The organism is Arthrobacter sp. T2-23 (assembly GCF_055398325.1).
This window is the reverse complement of record NZ_AP027917.1, coordinates 781,012-799,877: the sequence shown is the minus strand read 5'-3', so window position 1 is coordinate 799,877 and position 18,866 is coordinate 781,012. Positions and strand designations below refer to the sequence as shown.

20 protein-coding genes are annotated in these 18,866 nt (G+C 68.2%); 16 read left to right on the top strand and 4 right to left on the bottom strand.

The genetic code is table 11. The features are described 5' to 3' along the window. Positions 1-265 precede the first annotated feature (265 nt). Together hflX and ACZ5Z0_RS03670 are read left to right on the top strand one after the other, a co-directional pair. Positions 266-1,843, top strand: a complete 1,578-nt coding sequence (hflX, locus tag ACZ5Z0_RS03675; RefSeq protein WP_464109931.1) for a GTPase HflX — start codon at positions 266-268, stop codon at positions 1,841-1,843. Beyond that, positions 1,836-3,944 carry an ATP-dependent DNA helicase gene (locus ACZ5Z0_RS03670; RefSeq protein ID WP_464109930.1) on the top strand — a complete coding sequence of 703 codons (2,109 nt, stop codon included), beginning with the start codon at positions 1,836-1,838 and terminating at the stop codon, positions 3,942-3,944. Before hflX ends, ACZ5Z0_RS03670 begins: the two co-directional genes overlap by 8 nt. 81 nt (positions 3,945-4,025) lie before the next feature. Here the strand turns inward: ACZ5Z0_RS03670 and lexA are convergent, their stop codons facing one another. Then, complete coding sequence (gene lexA, locus ACZ5Z0_RS03665) at positions 4,026-4,775, bottom strand: transcriptional repressor LexA (RefSeq protein WP_464109929.1); 750 nt, start codon at positions 4,773-4,775, stop codon at positions 4,026-4,028. Between the two features lie 383 nt (positions 4,776-5,158). Between lexA and ACZ5Z0_RS03660 the strand changes: the two genes are divergently transcribed. From ACZ5Z0_RS03660 to ACZ5Z0_RS03625, 8 genes are all read left to right on the top strand, one after another. Next, entirely contained in the window at positions 5,159-5,617 is a 459-nt protein-coding gene (locus ACZ5Z0_RS03660) for a LysM peptidoglycan-binding domain-containing protein (RefSeq protein ID WP_464109928.1), read from the top strand. Between the two features lie 68 nt (positions 5,618-5,685). Next, complete coding sequence (locus ACZ5Z0_RS03655) at positions 5,686-6,804, top strand: histidinol-phosphate transaminase (RefSeq protein ID WP_464109927.1); 1,119 nt, start codon at positions 5,686-5,688, stop codon at positions 6,802-6,804. A 69-nt stretch (positions 6,805-6,873) separates the two neighbouring features. After that, positions 6,874-7,500: an imidazoleglycerol-phosphate dehydratase HisB gene (gene hisB, locus ACZ5Z0_RS03650; RefSeq protein ID WP_464109926.1), complete on the top strand. Its 627-nt coding sequence runs from the start codon at positions 6,874-6,876 to the stop codon at positions 7,498-7,500. Continuing rightward, positions 7,497-8,273 carry an imidazole glycerol phosphate synthase subunit HisH gene (gene hisH, locus ACZ5Z0_RS03645; protein WP_464109925.1) on the top strand — a complete coding sequence of 259 codons (777 nt, stop codon included), beginning with the start codon at positions 7,497-7,499 and terminating at the stop codon, positions 8,271-8,273. The genes hisB and hisH overlap by 4 nt, the downstream gene beginning before the upstream one ends. Next, on the top strand, positions 8,274-8,432 hold the full coding sequence (locus ACZ5Z0_RS03640; RefSeq protein ID WP_186372245.1) for a hypothetical protein: 159 nt from the start codon (positions 8,274-8,276) through the stop codon (positions 8,430-8,432). It begins immediately after the preceding gene. A 70-nt stretch (positions 8,433-8,502) separates the two neighbouring features. Beyond that, positions 8,503-9,249: a bifunctional 1-(5-phosphoribosyl)-5-((5-phosphoribosylamino)methylideneamino)imidazole-4-carboxamide isomerase/phosphoribosylanthranilate isomerase PriA gene (priA, locus tag ACZ5Z0_RS03635; protein WP_464109924.1), complete on the top strand. Its 747-nt coding sequence runs from the start codon at positions 8,503-8,505 to the stop codon at positions 9,247-9,249. 13 nt (positions 9,250-9,262) lie between these two features. Then, positions 9,263-10,198: an SseB family protein gene (locus ACZ5Z0_RS03630; RefSeq protein ID WP_464109923.1), complete on the top strand. Its 936-nt coding sequence runs from the start codon at positions 9,263-9,265 to the stop codon at positions 10,196-10,198. Between the two features lie 62 nt (positions 10,199-10,260). Further along, complete coding sequence (locus tag ACZ5Z0_RS03625) at positions 10,261-11,580, top strand: MFS transporter (protein WP_464109922.1); 1,320 nt, start codon at positions 10,261-10,263, stop codon at positions 11,578-11,580. 122 nt (positions 11,581-11,702) lie between these two features. On the opposite strand, the gene ACZ5Z0_RS03620 is transcribed toward ACZ5Z0_RS03625, so the two are convergent. Continuing rightward, the gene (locus ACZ5Z0_RS03620) at positions 11,703-12,089 is read right to left on the bottom strand and encodes a DUF1844 domain-containing protein (protein WP_464109921.1); all 387 of its coding nucleotides are present in this window, start codon (positions 12,087-12,089) and stop codon (positions 11,703-11,705) included. A 425-nt stretch (positions 12,090-12,514) separates the two neighbouring features. Between ACZ5Z0_RS03620 and infC the strand changes: the two genes are divergently transcribed. The 4 genes from infC to ACZ5Z0_RS03600 all read left to right on the top strand — a co-directional run bounded on the left by infC (position 12,515) and on the right by ACZ5Z0_RS03600 (position 15,438). After that, complete coding sequence (gene infC / locus ACZ5Z0_RS03615) at positions 12,515-13,567, top strand: translation initiation factor IF-3 (RefSeq protein WP_464109920.1); 1,053 nt, start codon at positions 12,515-12,517, stop codon at positions 13,565-13,567. Between the two features lie 115 nt (positions 13,568-13,682). Beyond that, entirely contained in the window at positions 13,683-13,877 is a 195-nt protein-coding gene (rpmI, locus tag ACZ5Z0_RS03610) for a 50S ribosomal protein L35 (RefSeq protein WP_009358635.1), read from the top strand. A gap of 119 nt (positions 13,878-13,996) precedes the next feature. Further along, the gene (gene rplT / locus ACZ5Z0_RS03605) at positions 13,997-14,467 is read left to right on the top strand and encodes a 50S ribosomal protein L20 (protein ID WP_464109919.1); all 471 of its coding nucleotides are present in this window, start codon (positions 13,997-13,999) and stop codon (positions 14,465-14,467) included. 65 nt (positions 14,468-14,532) lie between these two features. Further along, a complete protein-coding gene (locus ACZ5Z0_RS03600) occupies positions 14,533-15,438 on the top strand; it encodes a TrmH family RNA methyltransferase (RefSeq protein ID WP_464109918.1) in 906 nt (301 codons plus the stop codon). Between the two features lie 105 nt (positions 15,439-15,543). On the opposite strand, the gene ACZ5Z0_RS03595 is transcribed toward ACZ5Z0_RS03600, so the two are convergent. Then, positions 15,544-15,810: a GlsB/YeaQ/YmgE family stress response membrane protein gene (locus tag ACZ5Z0_RS03595; RefSeq protein WP_136323365.1), complete on the bottom strand. Its 267-nt coding sequence runs from the start codon at positions 15,808-15,810 to the stop codon at positions 15,544-15,546. 229 nt (positions 15,811-16,039) lie between these two features. On the opposite strand from ACZ5Z0_RS03595, the gene ACZ5Z0_RS03590 reads away from it, so the two are divergent. Next, positions 16,040-16,960, top strand: a complete 921-nt coding sequence (locus ACZ5Z0_RS03590; protein ID WP_464109917.1) for a cation diffusion facilitator family transporter — start codon at positions 16,040-16,042, stop codon at positions 16,958-16,960. Positions 16,961-17,008: 48 nt separating this feature from the next. Here the strand turns inward: ACZ5Z0_RS03590 and ACZ5Z0_RS03585 are convergent, their stop codons facing one another. Continuing rightward, the gene (locus tag ACZ5Z0_RS03585; RefSeq protein WP_464109916.1) at positions 17,009-18,217 is read right to left on the bottom strand and encodes an MFS transporter; all 1,209 of its coding nucleotides are present in this window, start codon (positions 18,215-18,217) and stop codon (positions 17,009-17,011) included. Between the two features lie 177 nt (positions 18,218-18,394). Between ACZ5Z0_RS03585 and ACZ5Z0_RS03580 the strand changes: the two genes are divergently transcribed. Beyond that, a complete protein-coding gene (locus ACZ5Z0_RS03580; RefSeq protein ID WP_464109915.1) occupies positions 18,395-18,838 on the top strand; it encodes a (deoxy)nucleoside triphosphate pyrophosphohydrolase in 444 nt (147 codons plus the stop codon). The last annotated feature ends 28 nt before the right edge of the window (positions 18,839-18,866 follow it).

The window sequence follows — 18,866 nt, the reverse complement described above, 5'->3', positions numbered from 1 at the left end:
ACCGACGGCGCCCGAACCTTGGAGTTTGGCAGTGCTCACCCGAGCCCGGCCGGGCGGACAGTCTCTCCCTCCCCACGGCGCCACCACGCCTGTTCCTTTCCCTTTTCCCAGCGCTCCTACTCGGAGAACGCCCCAGCCTGCAGCACCGCCGCCGCAGGCACGCCAGGAGGCACGCATGACCCCCAGCCGTCAGCCCAGCGCGAATACCGCGCCACAAGACACCGAACAGCACTATTCTGGAAGGGCAAACCCTTCAAAGGAGACCATGACCAGTCAGCCCAACACCGGACCCGATTCAGCCTCCCAGGACATGACCCCTGCGGAAATTCAGGCTGTCATCGACCGGATCCTCTCCAAAGACGCCCCCGCCCCCAAGGCCGGCCCCGGCACCGGGCACCCCGGCGAGTCGAAGGCGGTGTTCGGCAAGGCGCAAGCAATCTCGCGGCTGGACGAGGAACACGGCAGCTACGACGGCGACCAGCAGGACCTCGAGGAGCGCCACGCGCTCCGCCGCACCGCCGGCTTGTCGACGGAACTCGAAGACGTCACCGAAGTCGAATACCGCCAGCTGCGCCTCGAACGCGTCGTGCTGGCAGGGCTCTGGACCGAAGGCACCCTCGCCGACGCCGAAAACTCCCTGCGCGAGCTCGCGGCCCTGGCCGAAACCGCCGGTTCCGAGGTTCTCGACGGGCTCGTCCAGCGCCGCGCCAAGCCGGACCCGGGCACGTTCCTCGGCTCCGGCAAGGCCCAGGAGCTCAAGGACATCGTGATGTCCACCGGCGCCGACACCGTCGTGGTCGACGCGGAACTGGCCCCTTCCCAGCGCCGTGGCCTCGAAGACATCGTCAAGGTCAAGGTCATCGACCGCACGGCCCTGATCCTGGACATCTTCGCCCAGCACGCCAAGAGCCGCGAAGGCAAGGCCCAGGTGGAACTGGCCCAGCTCGAATACCTGCTTCCGCGCCTGCGCGGCTGGGGTGAATCGATGTCCCGCCAGGCCGGTGGCCAGGTGGGCGGCGCCGGAGCGGGCATGGGTTCACGCGGCCCCGGTGAAACCAAGATCGAGCTGGACCGCCGCCGGATCCGCACCCGGATGGCCAAGCTGCGGCGGGAAATTGCCGCGATGAAGCCGGCCCGGGAGACGAAGCGGGCCAACCGCCGTCGCAATGCCGTTCCGTCGGTGGCCATCGCCGGGTACACCAACGCCGGAAAGTCCTCGCTGCTGAACCGGCTGACCGACGCCGGCGTCCTGGTGGAGAACGCGCTGTTCGCCACCCTGGATCCAACCGTCCGGAAGGCCGAAACCTCGGACGGGCTGGGCTACACCCTCGCCGACACCGTCGGATTCGTCCGCTCGTTGCCCACCCAGCTGGTGGAGGCCTTCCGCTCCACCCTGGAGGAGGTCGCGGATTCGGACCTGATCCTGCACGTCGTCGACGTCTCCCACCCCGACCCGGAGGGTCAGATCGCGGCCGTCCGCGCGGTGTTCAGCGAAGTCGACGCGCGCAAGGTGCCCGAAATCATCGTCCTGAACAAGGCCGACGCCGCCGACCCGTTTGTGATTGAGCGGCTCAAGCAGCGCGAGCCCCGCCATGTTGTGGTCTCTGCCCGCACCGGCGAAGGCATCCCGGAACTGCTCAAGGCCATCAGCGAGGGCATCCCGCGGCCCAGCGTGAAGCTGGAACTGATGATCCCGTACAACCGTGGGGACCTGCTCAGCAAGCTGCATGACACCGACGCGGAGATCATCAGCCTCGACCACGAGGAGACCGGTACCCGTGCCGTGGTGATGGTGCGCGAGGGGCTCGCCGCCGAACTGGATTCCTTCGTCAGCAATGACTGAACCAGCGGTGGCCGAAGGGGAGGCCGCGCCGTCCGAGAGTCGCCCGTCCGGCAGCAGCCCGTCCGGCGAGCAGTTCGTGGTTGAACTGCTCGACCGGGCGGTCGCCGGCATGGGCGGCCAGAGCCGCGACGGCCAGCACGAAATGGCACGACACGTGGCCCGCGCGATAGAGACCGGCGACCACCTGCTGGTCCAGGCTGGCACCGGCACCGGCAAGTCCCTGGCCTACCTGATTCCGCTGATCGCCCACTCGCTGGTCAGCGACAAGCCCACCCTGGTTTCCACCGCCACCCTGGCTCTGCAGACCCAGATTGTTGGCCGCGACCTGCCCCGGCTGCTCAAGACCATCACCCCGGCCCTGGACAGGCCGGTGAAGGTCGCCCTGGTCAAGGGCCGCTCCAACTATGTGTGCCGCCACAAGCTCGAAGGCGGCTTCCCGTCCGAGGAACCGTCCGAGGGCCAGTTGTTCTCCCTCGGCGAGGACACCTCCGTGCCGCACTTCGCGGCCGCGATGGGCGGACCGTCGTCCCAGCTCGGCAAGGAAGTGGTCCGGCTCCGCGACTGGGCCGAGGACACCCTGACGGGGGACCGCGACGAACTGATGCCCGGGGTGACCGACCGCGCCTGGCGGCAGGTCTCCGTCACCTCCATGGAGTGCCTGGGCGCGCAGAAGTGCCCGCTCGCCGCCGAATGCTTCAGCGAACTGGCCCGGCAGAACGCCGCCGACGCCGACGTCGTGGTCACCAACCACGCGATGCTGGCCGTCAGCGCCTTCGAAGGCCTCGCGGTGTTGCCGGAGTACGACGTCGTGGTGGTGGACGAGGCCCACGAACTGCAGGACCGGGTGACCGGCGCCGTGTCCGGACAGCTGTCCGTCGCCATGGTGCACGCTGCCGCGTCGGGCGCCCGCAAGCACGCCGGAATCACCGTGGACGCGCTGAATAATGCCGCGTCCAACCTCGAACTCGCCATTGAGGGCGTGCCCAGCGGGCTGATGCCGAACGGTCTGAACAGCGAACAACTCGATTGCGTGGACCAGTTGCGTGACGCCTGCCGCGCCGCGCTTTCGGACTCCAAGGGGGACAGCGCCAACACCGCCGACGGCGGGCGGCAGCTCGCCCGCTCCCGCCTGATGGTGATCCTGGAACTCTGCGAACGGCTCCTGGCGGCCAAGGAGAACCGCGAGGTGGTCTGGTTCTCCCGCAACAGCAGCTTCGACCCGCAACAGGGCTATTCGCAGCCTGATGACTCCGCGCCGGCGCTGATCAACATCGCCCCGCTCAGCGTCGCCGGGCGGCTGCGCGAGGGATTGTTCGCCGACCACACCGTCGTGCTGACCTCGGCAACCCTCGCCATCGGCTCGGCCTTCGAACCGGCGGCCGGAGGCCTGGGCCTGGTCGGTCCCGGCGCACCGAGCTGGACCGGCGTCGACGTCGGATCCCCCTTCGAATATCCGAAGCAGGGCATCCTCTACGTCGCCAAGCACCTGCCCAAGCCGGGCCGCGGGACGTCCCCCGAAGCCCTCGACGAGCTCGAAAAACTGATCCGGGCCTCCGGCGGCGGCGCGCTGTGCCTCTTCTCCTCCCGGCGTGCCGCTGAAGAAGCAGCCGAGGCCATGCGGCCACGGCTGGGCCTCAATATCCTTTGCCAGGGCGAGTCGACCATGACGGCACTCGTAAAGCAGTTCGCCGACGAGCCTGACACTTGCCTCTTTGGCACCATGTCGCTCTGGCAGGGCGTCGATGTGCCCGGAAACTCCTGCCGGCTGGTGGTCATCGACAGGATCCCGTTCCCGCGGCCGGATGACCCGCTGATGACCGCCCGCTCCCGGGCCGTGGCCCAAGCCGGCGGTAACGGCTTCATGAGTGTATCTGCAACCCACGCGGCCATCCGGCTCGCCCAGGGCGCCGGCCGGCTGATCCGCTCGACGTCGGACAAGGGCGTGGTGGCTGTCCTGGATTCCCGGCTGTCCACCGAGCGCTACGGCGGGTTCCTGCGCGCCGCGCTGCCGCCGTTCTGGCCCACCACCGACCCGGCGGTGGCCCTGGCCGCCCTCGCACGCCTGGCCAAGGAAGCCCCGGCAAAGGAGACGGCCACCTAGCCCCGGTCACCCAACGACGAAGGCCCCGTCCGGAAAACTCGGACGGGGCCTCTCTGTGCCGGGCGCAGCCTGCCGGCGGCGCTAGAGGGAGCGAAGCACCGAGACGACTTTGCCCATGATGACGGCATGGTCGCCGAGGATCGGTTCGTACTGGGTGTTCTGCGGGAGCAGCCAGGTGTGGCCGTCGCGCTGGCGGAACGTCTTGACCGTTGCCTCGTCGTCGAGCAGGGCAGCGACAATGTCGCCGTTGACGGCGTCGTTCTGGCGCCGGACGACCACCCAGTCGCCGTCGCAGATGGCGGCGTCGATCATCGAGTCGCCGGCGACCCGGAGCATGAACAATTCGCCGTGGCCCACCAGTTGGCGCGGCAGCGGCATCACGTCCTCCACCACCTGGTCGGCCAGGATCGGGCCTCCGGCGGCGATCCGGCCCACGAAGGGCACCATTGCGGTGTCGGTGGCGCTGGCGAGTTCCGAGACCGCAACGCCGCCGACGGCCCGCAGGCCGGTGGACTTCGCCACCCCGGAGACCTTGGTAGCGCCCTCGTCGAGCGTCAGAGGCAAAAGGACTTCCATGGCGCGGGGCCTTTTGGGATCCCTCCGCAGGTAACCGAGCTTTTCCAGCTGCGAGAGCTGATGGGTGACGCTGGAGAGGCTGGCGAGGCCGACGGTGTCGCCGATCTCGCGCATCGAAGGCGGGTAGCCGTTGTCCGTCACGGACCGCTGGATGGTCTCCAGGATCTTCTTTTGCCGGACGGTGAGGCCCTTCGGCGCCCGGCCGGTCTGGGGGCTCCGCTGGGCGGCCCTCCCGCCGGCGGCTTGTGCTGCCATGTTCGCCACGCCTTTCCGATCCGCCCGGCCGCCGTGGGCTGCCGGGACCAACTGGTCTGAAAATGTCAGACCCCGCTGATCAACTGCTGTTGATCACCACAAGTGGTTCTGCTGGTTCAAAAGTAGGCCAGCAGACACGCTTTTTCAAACATTTGTTCTAGCGAGTCTCGACAATGTTCGTTCATAAGTGCTAAAACAGAAACTACAAAGTTCGAATATGTGTTCGAAGTGAGTCGCAGGAGCGGGATCATGCGGTTCGGTTCTGTGTTCGAACGTAGTGATCAAGATTTGCGGTCCAGGTTTGCTTTAGATGGTTCGGCCGATTGGCGGCGAGTACGTGGAGTACGCCGGGCGGCACAGATAAGTCCAGGAGGGCTCAGTTCATGTCAGCAGTAAGCGCTATTTCCGGTTCACTGGTTTCCGTTCCCGTGCAGGCGTCACGGTTCGAGGCTTTCGGCCCGCACGGCATCTTCGACGGGCAGGAAGCGGGCCGCGGGCAGCGGGCTGTGCCTGCCGCCGCGCCCAGGCAGGCGCCGCTGCGGCTGACCCGCCGGGGCCGCTTCGTCTTCTTCGGCCTGCCGTTGATTCTGCTGGCTGCGCTCGTCCTTTCGCTCGCCGGTTTCCTGAACGCGCCGGCCAAAGCCGCCGACTCGACCGCGGAGCTCTCGCTCACCCCTACGGTCACCGTGACGGTCCAGCCGGGGGAGTCGCTGTGGGCCATCGCCGGCGCCGTGGCACCGCAGCGCGACCCCCGCGACGTGGTCGCCGACATTGTGCAGCTCAACAACCTCGATGCCGCCCGCGTTATCCCCGGCCAGCAGCTCTACGTGCCCTCCAAGTAATACGGCCCCGGCCGCCCTCTGGGGGTCACAGTTTCGGGGCCGGGCGTGGTCTCACTTAAACTAGGCACGTGACCGACCAGCTAGAGCGCCTCAACCGACTGCCCCTCCGGACCAATCTGAGGGGGTTGCGGCCTTACGGCGCGCCCCAGCTGGATGTTCCGATCTTGCTGAACGTCAACGAAAACACCCATGGCGTCCCGGACGACGTCCGCGCGGCCATCGCAGAGGCAGTGACCGAGGCTGCCGCCGGACTGAACCGGTACCCTGATCGCGAGTTCACCGAATTGCGGGAAGGGCTGGCGGAGTACCTCGGCCACGGCCTCGACGCCGCCAACATCTGGGCCGCCAACGGCTCCAACGAAGTCCTCCAGCAAATCCTCCAGGCCTTCGGCGGTCCGGGTCGCACTGCGCTCGGGTTCCCTCCCACGTACTCCATGTACCCGCTGCTGGCCGCCGGCACGGACACCGAGTACATCGTGGGGGTGCGTGCCGACGACTACGGGCTCAGTGCCGAATCGGCCGCCCGGCAGGTCCGGGAGCTAAAACCCAACGTTGTTTTCCTCTGCTCTCCGAACAACCCCACGGGCACCGGCCTGGGTCTCGACGTCGTCGAGGCCGTCTACGAGGCCGGGGAAGCCAGCCAGACCATCGTGATTGTCGACGAGGCGTACCACGAGTTCGCCCATGACGGAACGCCCAGCGCCCTGACGTTGCTGCCCGGACGCGAGCGGCTGATCGTGTCCCGGACCATGAGCAAGGCCTTTGCCCTGGCCGGCGCGCGGCTGGGCTACATGGCGGCTGCGCCGGAGGTGACCGATGCCCTGCGTCTGGTCCGGCTGCCGTACCACCTGTCCGCCATCACGCAGGCCACGGCGCTGGCCGCGCTGCGCCACCGCGTGGCCCTGATGGCCGATGTTGAAGACATCAAGCGCCAGCGGGACCGGATCGTCTCCGAGCTGACCCGGATGGGGCTGAAACCGGCGGCCTCCGACTCCAACTATGTGTTCTTTGGCGGCCTCGAGAACCCGCATGAGACATGGCAGGGGTTGCTGGACGCCGGTGTGCTGATCCGCGACGTCGGGATCCCCGGCCACCTGCGTGTGACCGCAGGTACTGAGACGGAAACCACAGCGTTTCTGCACGCGCTCGAACGCATCCTGACCGGCCACGAAGCACAGTCCGCCTAGACTTAAGCCAGGACCCACGCACACCGCCGGCGTTCGCCGGGCGCCCGCCTCATCCAAAGGACACCCCACATGAGCAACACCGGATCTGCCGCTGCCGAGGCCCGGACCGCACGCCTCGAACGGACCACCAGCGAGTCGTCCGTGCTGGTCGAGATCGACCTGGACGGCACCGGCGTCTCGGACATCAGCACCTCGGTGCCGTTCTACGACCACATGCTGACGGCGCTGAGCAAGCACTCCCTGATCGATATGACGGTGAAGGCCACCGGTGACACCCACATCGATGTCCACCACACCGTGGAAGACGTCGCCATCACCTTCGGGGAGGTCCTGCGCACCGCCCTGGGGAACAAGGCCGGCATCCGCCGCTTCGGCGAGGCCACCGTGCCGCTCGACGAGGCGCTCGCACACGCCGTCGTCGACGTCTCCGGTCGGCCCTACCTCGTGCACGCCGGAGAACCTGCGGGCCAGGAATACCACCTCATCGGCGGCCACTTCACCGGGTCCTTGACCCGGCATGTCTTCGAGGCGATCACCCTGCATGCCGGAATCTGCCTGCACATGAACGTCACCGCCGGCCGGGATCCGCACCACATCGTCGAGGCGCAGTTCAAGGCCTTTGCCCGGGCCCTCCGCGCGGCTGTTGAGCCGGATCCCCGGGTCGAGGGTATTCCCTCCACCAAGGGTGCGCTGTGACCGGCAAAGTTCTCCAGGACGGCGCGATCATCGACCCTGACGCCTACCGGAAGCCCGTGTCGCCCGAGGGTAAGCCCACGGTCACCGTGCTGGACTACGGTTCGGGTAACGTCCGATCGGCCGTGCGCGCCCTCGAGCGCGCCGGCGCCGAGGTCATCCTCAGCGCCAGGCCGGAAGACGTGCTGAACGCCGACGGACTCGTCGTCCCCGGCGTCGGGGCCTTCGAAACCGTCATGAACGAGCTCAAGGCGGTCGACGCCGTCCGGATGATCGGACGCCGGGTCGCGGGCGGCCGGCCCGTGCTGGCGATCTGCGTCGGACTCCAGGTCTTGTTTGAGGCCGGCGTCGAACACGGCACCGTTGCCGAGGGCATGGGGGAGTGGCCCGGCAAGGTCGAGCTGCTGCCGGCCGACGTGGTGCCGCACATGGGCTGGAACACCGTCACCGTTCCGGAGGGCTCCCGGCTCTTTGCCGGCGTCGAGAACGAGCGCTTCTACTTCGTGCACTCCTACGGTGTACAGCACTGGGATTTCGATGTGATCCAGCCGCGCATGAAGGCGCCGCTCGTCACCTGGTCCGAACACGGTGCCCCGTTCATCGCAGCGGTGGAAAACGGTCCGCTCTGCGCCACCCAGTTCCACCCCGAAAAGTCCGGCGACGCCGGCGCGCGCCTGCTCCGCAACTGGGTGGACGGTCTGCGCAGCGGCGCCGCCACCAGCGGTGCCGCCGAGGCCGGTACAGTCCAGCCTGGCACCCCGGAACAGACCGCCTAGATGTGGTCCATAGTCCTGATGGGCCTCGCCGGACTGCTGGTGGGCGGCGCCCTGTCCTTCCGGCAGCAGAAAAGCCCGCTCTGGGTCCAGATCGTGTTCTACATCCTGGCCGGCATGTCGCTGCTGGCCGCCTGGCTGTTAACCCTGCCGGGGAACTGACCCTGCCGGGCACCTGACCACCACGTCCCAGCCCGCCCCGACCGCCACCCCGATACGTGAGGACCCAACGATGACCACCGAAACCCCGCTGCCGGTACTAGAGCTGCTCCCCGCCGTCGACGTCGTCAACGGCCAGGCCGTGCGCCTGGTCCAGGGCGAAGCCGGCAGCGAAACCAGCTACGGCACTCCGCTGGAGGCGGCGCTCAACTGGCAGAAACAGGGCGCCGAATGGGTCCACCTCGTGGACCTCGATGCAGCCTTCGGCCGTGGCTCCAATGCCGAACTGCTGCGCGAGGTCGTCGGCCGGCTGGACATCAAGGTCGAACTCTCCGGCGGCCTGCGCGACGACGAGTCGCTGGAAAAGGCCCTCGACCTCGGTGTGGCCCGGGTGAACCTCGGCACCGCCGCGCTGGAGAACCCCGACTGGACCTCCCGTGTGATCGAGCGTTTCGGGGACAAGATCGCCGTCGGCCTCGACGTCCGCGGCACCACCCTCGCCGGCCGCGGCTGGACCAAGGAGGGCGGCGACCTCTGGGACGTGCTCGGCCGCCTCGAGGAAGCCGGCTGCGCCCGCTACGTCGTCACCGACGTCACCAAGGATGGCACCCTGCAAGGCCCCAACGTCGAACTGCTGCGCCAAATGGTGGAGAAGACCGGCAAGCCTGTCGTGGCCTCCGGCGGCATCTCCAGCCTCGAGGACCTCAAAGTCCTGCGCTCCCTGGTGCCGCTCGGGGTCGAGGGCGCCATCATCGGCAAGGCCCTCTACAACGGCAACTTCACGCTGCCCGAAGCCCTCGACATCGCCGGCCGCCGCTAGGGAAGTCCCGGCCATGGAGCACAACCCCCCGCCTCAGGGAACATTGCCCGAGCACAGCCAGCCCGGCGGGCGCCCCTTGCCCGGCCACATCGCCGCCGCCCTCGCGGGCGCCGGGGGCGCGACGGACTCCGCCGGCCAGCCCTGGGCCGGCCGCAGCCTCAGCGGTGACGACGCCAAGATCCACAACTTCGAGGACGACGACGGCGCCGCCGACGCCGGCTACCTGGCCGCGCTGGACGCCCTCGCCGCCGGCACCGGGGACGAGGCAGCCGTGGTGGCATCGCTGGCTACCGCGCGCGTCTTCGTGCCGATCGTGGCCCGGCTTGCCGAAGAAGGCGAGGGCGTAGCCGGCCAGGAGGGCAAGAAACAGCACGGGGAGGACCTGCACGGCGACAAGCAGGCGGACATGGCCCTCGTGACCTTGCAGGCCCCCGACGGCCGGACCGCGCTGCCGGTCTTCACCTCTGCCGGGGCCCTGGCGGCCTGGCACGCGGAGGCGAGGCCCGTGGCGGTCTACGCGGCGCGGGCCGCGCTCTCCGCCGTCGCCGAGGGGGCCGAACTGCTGGTCCTCGACCCCGGCTCGGCTGCCACCTTTGTGGTGCGCCGGCCCGCCGTCTGGGCCCTGGCCCGGCAGCACGCCTGGACGCCCAGCTACAGCGATCCGGCGGTGGCCGAAGCTGTCGCAACCGCAGCGGGTGGCCTTCCGGCGCTCCGGCGCGTTGAAATCCACCCCGGCGGGGGAGTGGCATCGGCGCAGGCCGGCGGGGGCCAGCTTCCCGGCGGGGGCGCCGGTCCGGAGCTGCGGATGGTGCTGTACCTTGAAGACGGGCTCGACGCCGCCGCGGTGCAGTCCCTCGTGGCCGGGCTGAACAACGCCTTGGCCCGGAATGAAACATTTGCCGAACGGGTTGACTCGATCGACATCAAGTTGCAGCGCGCAGCACCCTAGCCGAAGCCGGCGCGAAGGCCTCCGGGTGCTGCCAACGGCAGTACACAAAGGAAAGCAGTTTCGTGAATTTCGCGCTCTACCGGGACCTACTGGCCGTGAGGCCCATCAGGAACCTCCTGCTCGTTGGCATGGTCGCCCGGATCCCGCACTCCGCGGCCGGCGTGCTGCTGACACTGCACATCGTCCTCACCCTGGGACAGGGCTACGCGGCCGCCGGGGCTGCCGCGGCCGTCATGACGATCGGCATCGCCGTCGGAGCCCCGTGGCGCGGACGCCGGGTGGACACCGTGGGCCTGCGCCGGGCGCTGATCCCGTCCGTCGTCTCGGAGACCGTGATCTGGTCGATCGTGCCGCACGTCGGCTACGAACTGCTGCTGCCCCTGGTCTTCGTGGGAGGCCTGCTGACGCTGCCGATCTTCAGCGTCGTGCGCCAATCGCTGGGCATCCTCGCCGGCGGGGAGCAACGCCGGACGGCCTTCGCCCTGGACGCGATCAGCACCGAACTGGTCTTTATGATCGGACCCGCGGCCGGCGCCGTCGTCGCCACCGCGGGCTTCTCCGCGCTGGGGCTGACCGTGGTGGGCGTTGCCACCTCCCTGTCCGGCCTGTTCCTGATGTGGATCAACCCGCCCACCCGCAGCGCCGACTCCGGGGCTGAGCCGGACACAGCGTTCGAGGCGGCCCAGCAGGAAGGCGCGGAGACGGCCCTGGTGGCCGCGGCACCCCACGTCCAGGAAGCCGCTGCCGAGCTGGCACCACTGGCCGCCGCGGAGCAGCGGCGGCAGGGCCGCCTCGGCCTGCGGCACAAAGTCGTCCGCAACTTCGCCTGGTTCACGGCAGGCGTGGCGGCGGTCTTCGCCGTCGCGGCCGGCGCGGGCATGGTGCTCAGCGGCACCGACGTCGGCATCGTCGCGGCCCTCGAGAGAGGAGGGCACCAGGCCGAAATCGGCATCGTTTTCCTGTTCTGGTGCGCGGCATCCGTGCTGGGCGGACTGGTCTACGGCGCCATGCACCGGCCGGTGTCCCCGCTCTTGCTGCTGCTGGGCATGTCCGCACTGACGATTCCGATGGCCTTCGCGCACGACACCTGGACCCTCGCGGTACTCTCGCTGCTGCCGGGCCTGCTCTGCGCGCCAGTGCTCTCCGCGGCGTCGGAGAAGGTGGCGGAACTGGTCGAGGAGGGCCGCCGCGGCGAGGCGATGGGCTGGTACGGCTCGGCCCTCACCGGCGGCGTGGCACTCGGCGCCCCGCTGGCCGGGATCTTCATCGACGGCGTGGGCCCGGGCGCGGGGTTCGTCGCGGTGGGGGTGGCCGGCGTCGTCTTGTGCCTGGTGGGGCTGGTCCTGCAGCACCGCCGGCGGCGGCGGCTCGGCCCGGCCTGACCGGCTCGCGCCGATCCCGCAGGCCGCTCCGGCCAGCCAGGCGGTTAAACGACGACGGCGGCGCGGACCGTTCTGGTCCGCCCGCCGCCGTCGCTGTGGGCCGCTGGTTCGCTGCCTGTTGCTTAGTTGACCGGGCCGGTGTACTTCTCGCCCGGGCCCTTGCCCGGTGCGTCCGGGATGACGGATTCCTCGCGGAAAGCGAGCTGCAGGGAGCGCAGGCCATCGCGCAAGGGCCCGGCGTGCTGGGAACCGATTTCGGGTGCCGCGGATGTGACGAGTCCGGCCAGGGCCGTGATCAGCTTGCGCGCTTCGTCGAGGTCCTTGAGCTCTTCGGCGTTATCCTCGGCGGCCAGGCCGAGCTTCACGGCGGCGGCGCTCATCAGGTGAACGGCGGCGGTGGTAATGACCTCGATCGCGGGGACCTCGGAGATGTCGCGGATCTGCTGGGAGACGTCGGCCTGCGCCTCGGCCGGCTGGTAAACGTGTGAATTACTATCTGAAGTGCTCATGCTGGTAAGCTTGTCACAGACCGACTGAATGTCGTTATTTCTGCAGGGTTAAGGATCACCGGTTGAGAAACACCGGTTGAGACACACCACGTGGAACCCGCCGGCGCACATGTGCGTTGACCGGGTGCCTTTCTGTAGAATGGCTTTTCAGTTTGCAAGCGGAGTTCTCTCCCACCCGCGCCAGCCGCGCGTATTCCTCACGGAATCAAGGTTGCCGGGTACCTGGTCGGGCATCCTTCCCGGGCGTTACGCCTGGCGGGGGACGCATGTCGCCTCCTCACGGGGGAGGGCAGTTCCGATCTTCGAGGCCTTCGATTGCTCCGGCAATTGGAGGCCTTCTTCATTTTCCGGCGAAGTACCCCCACGATCACAGGAGCTTTAACATTAGCGAGCCAAGAATCAATGAGCGTATCCGCGTCCCCGAGGTGCGGCTGGTCGGCCCTGCAGGTGAACAGGTAGGAGTCGTCCGTATTGAGGATGCCCTGCGCTTGGCTGCCGAGTCCGATCTTGATCTCGTTGAAGTTGCACCGCAGGCGAAGCCTCCGGTGTGCAAGCTGATGGACTTTGGCAAGTACAAGTACGAAGCCGCCGTCAAGGCACGTGAGGCCCGGAAGAACCAGACCAACACGGTACTGAAGGAAATCCGGTTCCGGCTCAAGATCGACACCCACGACTACGAGACGAAGCGCGGCCACGCGCTCCGGTTCCTCGGCGCCGGTGACAAGGTCAAGGCCATGATCCAGTTCCGCGGCCGCGAACAGCAGCGCCCCGAGATGGGCATCCGCCTGCTCCAGCGCTTCGCCGACGACGTTGCCGAAGTGGGCGTCGTGGAGTCCAGCCCGCGTATCGATGGCCGCAACATGGTCATGGTGGTTGGTCCGCTGAAGAACAAGGCCGAGGCGAAGGCAGAAGCCCGCCGTGCAACGCAGCGCGCAGAAGCCAAGGCCGAGAACGAAGCCAAGGCGTCCGGTGGAGGCCGCGTTGACACGTCCGGCCCCGAGGCACCCCTGACCCAGTCCCTCGCGGACCTCCTTCCGGAGGGCTACCAGGTCCGGACAGAGGCGCCCGAGGCTGAGGCAGCCGAAGCAGCGGCTCCGGCGACGGAAGCTCCCGCCGTCGAGGTGCCCAAGGCCGAGGAAGCCGCTGGCGAGAAGGCTCCGGCCGCCGAAGCCCCCGCCGCGGTAGAGCCCAAGCAGGAAGCCCCCAAGGCCCCGGCGGCAGCTCCGAAGCAGGCGGCCCCCAAGGCCGATGCGAAGCCGGCAGTAAGCAAGGCACCGGCTGCCCCTAAGGCCGCGGCCCCCAAGGCTGCACCGAAGGCGCCCGCTGCTGCGGCCCCCGCCGCGACGCCGGCCGCCGAGAAGCCTGCTCCGAAGCCGACCGCGGCTCCGAAGCCGGTAGCCCGGCCTGCAGCGCCGAAGCCTGCGGCACGGCCGGCCCCCAAGGCCGCCCCGAAGCCGGGCAGTAAGAAGACCAACTAGTTCAGGGCTGCCGGACAGCAATGTCCGGCAGCAAGCAACCAGCACGCCGCCCGCAGGGGTGGCTGCACGAAAGACTGCAGACCTAGTCTGCGGATACGTAAGGAGATCGGTTCCCATGCCGAAGATGAAGACCCACAGCGGTGCTAAGAAGCGCTTCAAGCTGACCGGTAGCGGCAAGCTGCGCCGCCAGCAGGCCAACCGCCGCCACTACCTCGAGCACAAGTCCTCCAGGCTGACCCGCCGCCTCGCCGGCGACAAGATCGTCTTCAAGGGCGACGCCAAGGTCATCCGGAAGATGCTCGGCATCTAAGTTCCAAGTTCTCGGAGCGATTGCCACCTGGCAGCCGTCCACTACCAAAAAGGCTTCTCAGGCCAGCCGGGTTTTCCGGCAGTAGACGCTTGGGATCAGAATTCTGAAGGAGTACGCACGTGGCACGTGTGAAGAGGGCGGTCAACGCCCACAAGAAGCGCCGGGTTATCCTCGAACGCGCAAAGGGCTACCGTGGACAGCGTTCACGCCTGTACCGCAAGGCCAAAGAGCAGCTGCTGCACTCGTTTGTGTACAGCTACGGCGACCGCAAGAAGAAGAAGGGCGACTTCCGCCGCCTGTGGATCCAGCGCATCAACGCTGCGTCCCGCGCCAACGGCCTGACCTACAACCGTCTGATCCAGGGCCTCAAGGCCGCTGAGGTCGAGGTTGACCGCCGTATGCTGGCCGAGCTGGCCGTCTCCGACGCCAACGCCTTCGCCGCACTGGTCAAGGTCGCCAAGGACTCGCTGCCGGCAGACACCTCCGCTCCGGCCGTCCAGGCTGAAGCCGCTCCGGCTCCGAAGGCCGCCGAGAAGGCTCCCGCGAAGAAGCCTGCTGCCAAGAAGGCTGACGCCGAGGCCGCAAAGTAGTCCCTGCCGCCGTCGAAAGACAGCGCAGTTCAAGGACCAGCTGCGAAAGCAACTAAGGTTCTTATATGAACGAAACCGGGCGCCCGCAAGACTCACCACTTTCCAATCCTCGAGCCGATCGAGTGAGGAAGGTGGCACAGCTTGCCGGGCGCCCGGCCCGTTTAAAGCGCAGCGAGTTTCTGGCGGAGGGCCCGCAGGCTGTCCGGGAGGCCCTGGTCCTGCACCAGAAGAGGATCGCCGCCGGGGAACCCGGGCTCGTCTATGAGGTCTACGCCAGCGAGGCCTGCCTCGACCGGCACCCCGACCTGGAGGCCCTTGCGGAGGGCACCGCCGCGTACCTCGCCACCGACGAAGTGCTGGCCGCCATGGCGGACACGGTCACCCCGCAGGGCATTCTCGCGGTTTGCGGTTTCCTGGACGTCGGGCTCGACCAGGTCCTGGACGCGGACCCGCAGCTGATCGCGGTGCTGTGCCAGGTCCGCGACCCCGGCAACGCCGGGACCGTGCTCCGGGCGGCCGACGCCGCCGGCGCGGACGCCGTCATCCTGACCGCCTCCAGCGTCGACATCTACAACCCCAAGGCCGTCCGCTCGACGGCCGGATCGCGCTTCCACCTGCCCGTGGTGCTCGGCGCCGACGTCGAGGAACTGGTGGCCCGCTGCAAGGAACGCGGCATCGGAATCCTCGCGGCGGACGGCCAGGGCCAGCTGAACCTGGACCGCCTCCAGGACGAGAACGTGGCCCGGCGCCTGGGCGCCTCCGCCGTAGAGTCGGCCTTCGCGCTGGAACAGCCCACCGCCTGGCTCTTCGGCAACGAGGCGCAGGGATTGTCCGAGGAGGAACTCGCCCTGGCCGACCACCGGGTTGCCGTCCCGGTCTACGGGGCCGCCGAGAGCCTCAACCTCGGCACCGCGGCTACGGTGTGCCTGTACGCCAGCGCGCGGTCCCAGCAGCCCGCCGCCTCTTCATAGCGGACGTCCGCAAAAACAACGACGGCGGGGACCCACCAATCCGTGGGCCCCCGCCGTCGTCCTTTCACCGCTGCGGCACTGCTGCCGGGGCGGTGGCTTGAGAGATTATGTGGTCCGGTTGCGGCCGGTGACTGCGCCGTAGATGCCGGCAACAACGAGGCCGCCGACAATGGCCAGGAGCCAGGAACCGAGGTTCCAGAATTCCATCTTGCCGCCGCCGAACAGCAGGTCGCCGATCCAGCCGCCGACAATGGCTCCGACGACGCCGAGCACGAGGCTGGTGACCCAGCCGCCACCGACCTTGCCAGGCATGATTGCCTTAACGATTGCACCTACAATGAGTCCGAGAATGATCCAGCCTAGAAAGCCCATTTCTCCTCCTACATATTCGTCGGCATTCACCTTAGGAATCCCGATTATGGCTTCAAGCTAACACACGGCGTCATCCCATGTCAGCAACATCACCCCCAATCGTTACGTGCTTCCGGAGGCCCCGCCGCGGTGCGGGAGCTGGCCCGGAACGGGTACGGTGTTGCTTGCGGATACAGGTCCTTGCCGGTGTCCGCGATTCCCTCGAAAAACCTCCAAAGGAGAAGCTCTCTTGGCTGCAAATGGCGGTACCAAGGCGATTGTCGCGGCGCTGGCCGCCAACCTGACGATCGCCGTCCTGAAGTTCGTCGCGTACATCCTGACGTTCTCCTCATCGATGCTGGCCGAAGCGATCCACTCCCTCGCCGACTCCGGCAACCAGCTGCTGCTCCTGGTGGGCGGCAAGCGCGCCAAGAAGGAAGCAAGCCCCGAGCATCCCTTCGGCTACGGGCGCGAGCGGTACATCTACGCGTTCATCGTCTCGATCGTGCTGTTCAGCGTTGGCGGCCTCTTTGCCCTCTACGAAGCGTGGGGCAAGCTGCAGGACCCCCACGGCATCGAGGGCGACTTCTGGTGGGTGCCGCTGGCGGTCCTCGTCGGCGCCATCATCGCCGAGTCTTTCTCGTTCCGGACGGCAATCATTGAGTCCAACCACATCCGCGGCAAGCAGGGCTGGGTACACTTCATCCGCAATGCCAAGCAGCCCGAGCTGCCCGTGATCCTGCTGGAGGACTTCGGCGCGCTGCTGGGGCTGGCCTTCGCGCTGTTCGGCGTGAGCCTGACGCTGGTCACCGGCAACGGCATCTGGGATGCCCTGGGCACTGCCATGATCGGTCTGCTGCTGGTGGCAATCGCCGCCGTGCTGGCCGTGGAAACCAAGTCCCTGCTCATCGGCGAGTCCGCCACGAAGGCCGACGTCGCGAAGATCCGCGGCGCCATCGAATCCGACGGCACCCGCATCATCCACCTCAAGACCATGCACCTGGGCCCCGAGGAACTCTTGGTCGCGGCCAAGATCGGCATCGGCCACTCCGATACCGGCCGGGAGGTGGCGGCGGCAATCGACGCCGCCGAGACCCGGATCCGGGACGCCGTGCCGACAGCGCGGGTCATCTACCTGGAGCCGGACCTGGAGCGCGTCAACGCCAGCTAGGGCCGGGCGTCGCACCGAGGCCGCTGGGCCGGGGCCGTATTTCGCGGGCTACCGGACCAGCGGTCTCTTGCGTTCCACCGCACCGCTGAGCAGCGCGACGCCGAGGCCCAGGATGGCCAGCACGGCTCCCACCAGGGCCGGGGCCACGAAGCCCCAGCCCCACGCGATGACGAGGCCTCCGAGGAACGCGCCCAGGGCGTTGGCCACATTCAGTGCGGCGTGGTTCAGCGAGGACGCCAGCGACGGCGCATCGGGGGAGGCGTCCAGGAGGCGGGTCTGCAGCGCCGGAACGAGCATGGAACCGGCCGCGCCCACAACAAAGACCATCACGTAGGCGGACCAGGGCCAGTGCACGGCCACCGCGTAGACCACGAGCGCCACGGCTACGCCGGGCAGGACCCAGTAGATGGTGCCCATGACCGACCTGTCCGCGATGCGGCCGCCGACGATATTGCCCGCCACCATGCCCACACCGTAGAGCGCGACGACGAGCGGCAGCCATTCCGCGGGGATGCCGGCCACCGAGGTCATGGTGTGGGCAATGTAGGTGTACGTGGCGAAGAACCCGCCGAAACCGACAATGCCGATCAGGATGGCCAGCCAGACCTGCAGACGTTTCAGCGCACCGAGTTCGCGCCGGATGCTGGCGTCGGCGTGCGGTTTTTGGAACGGCACGAACTTCCACAGCATCGCCATGGTGGCAATGCCGATCAGGCCCACCAGCAGGAAGAGCAGGCGCCAGCCGAAGTTCTGGCCCAGCCAGGTCCCGAACGGCACACCGATCACATTGGAGACGGTCAGGCCTGCCATCACCATCGAGATCGCCCAGCCGCGCCGCGTCGGGGCCACGAGGGACGAGGCGATGACAGCGGCAACCCCGAAGAAGGCGCCGTGCGGAAGCCCCGCAGCGAAGCGGGACACCAGCATGGTGCCGTAGTCCGGGGCAATGAACGAGCTGAGGTTGGCGAGGCTGAAAAACAGCATGAGCCCCAGCGCGAGGTACTTGCGCGGCAGCTTGGCTCCGACCGCGGCCAGCACCGGCGCGCCGACCACCACGCCCAGGGCGTAGGCGGAGATCAGGTGCCCGGCCTCCGGAGTGCCGACGCCCAGGCCCTGCTCCACCTCCTTGAGCAGGCCCATCATGGTGAACTCCGTGGTGCCGATGCCGAATCCGCCCATGGCGAGCGAGATGATGGCGAGGGCGAGGTGGCGGGTGCCGGTTTTGGGCGTCGCGGGGGCGTCTTTAGTGATGGTCATCCGTCTGCTTTTCGGGATCGATCCCGGCCGGGGCCGGGAGAATGCGGCGTGGTGGATCGGCTCTTGCTGTCAGTGGGGGGAACGCGGCGCGCGGGCCCTGGTATTCCGGTGCCTGACGTGGTGCGTCCCACCATTGTCCCCCGGCAGGGACGGCGGGGCGCCCCTAGACTGGTGGACGTGACTGAACTCATCAGCGTCGTCGGCGGCGCAGTAGTGGATTCCCTGGCCGCACCCCGGACCCTCCTGGTGGCACGGCGGACGGCGCCGCCCCAGTTCGCGGGCATGTGGGAGTTCCCCGGCGGCAAGGTGGATCCGGGCGAGGCCCCGGAGCGTGCCCTGCACCGTGAGCTGTACGAGGAACTCGGGGTGGAGGTCCGGCTGGGGACGGAACTGCCGGCCGAATCCCCGACGGGCTGGCCGCTCAACGGCCGGGCGGCGATGCGGGTCTGGTTCGCCGAGCTGGCGGCAGGCACCCCCCAGCCATTGGAGGATCACGATGAACTGCGCTGGGTCGCGCTGGCGGACCCGGCGGAGGTGCTTGGCCTGCCTTGGATCCCGGCGGACCTTCCGATCGTCGAGGCCCTGCTGGCGGCCGTCGCGGGCGAACCCTCGCCAAACTGAGCCCCGTGTGTCTACGCTGGGCCCAACT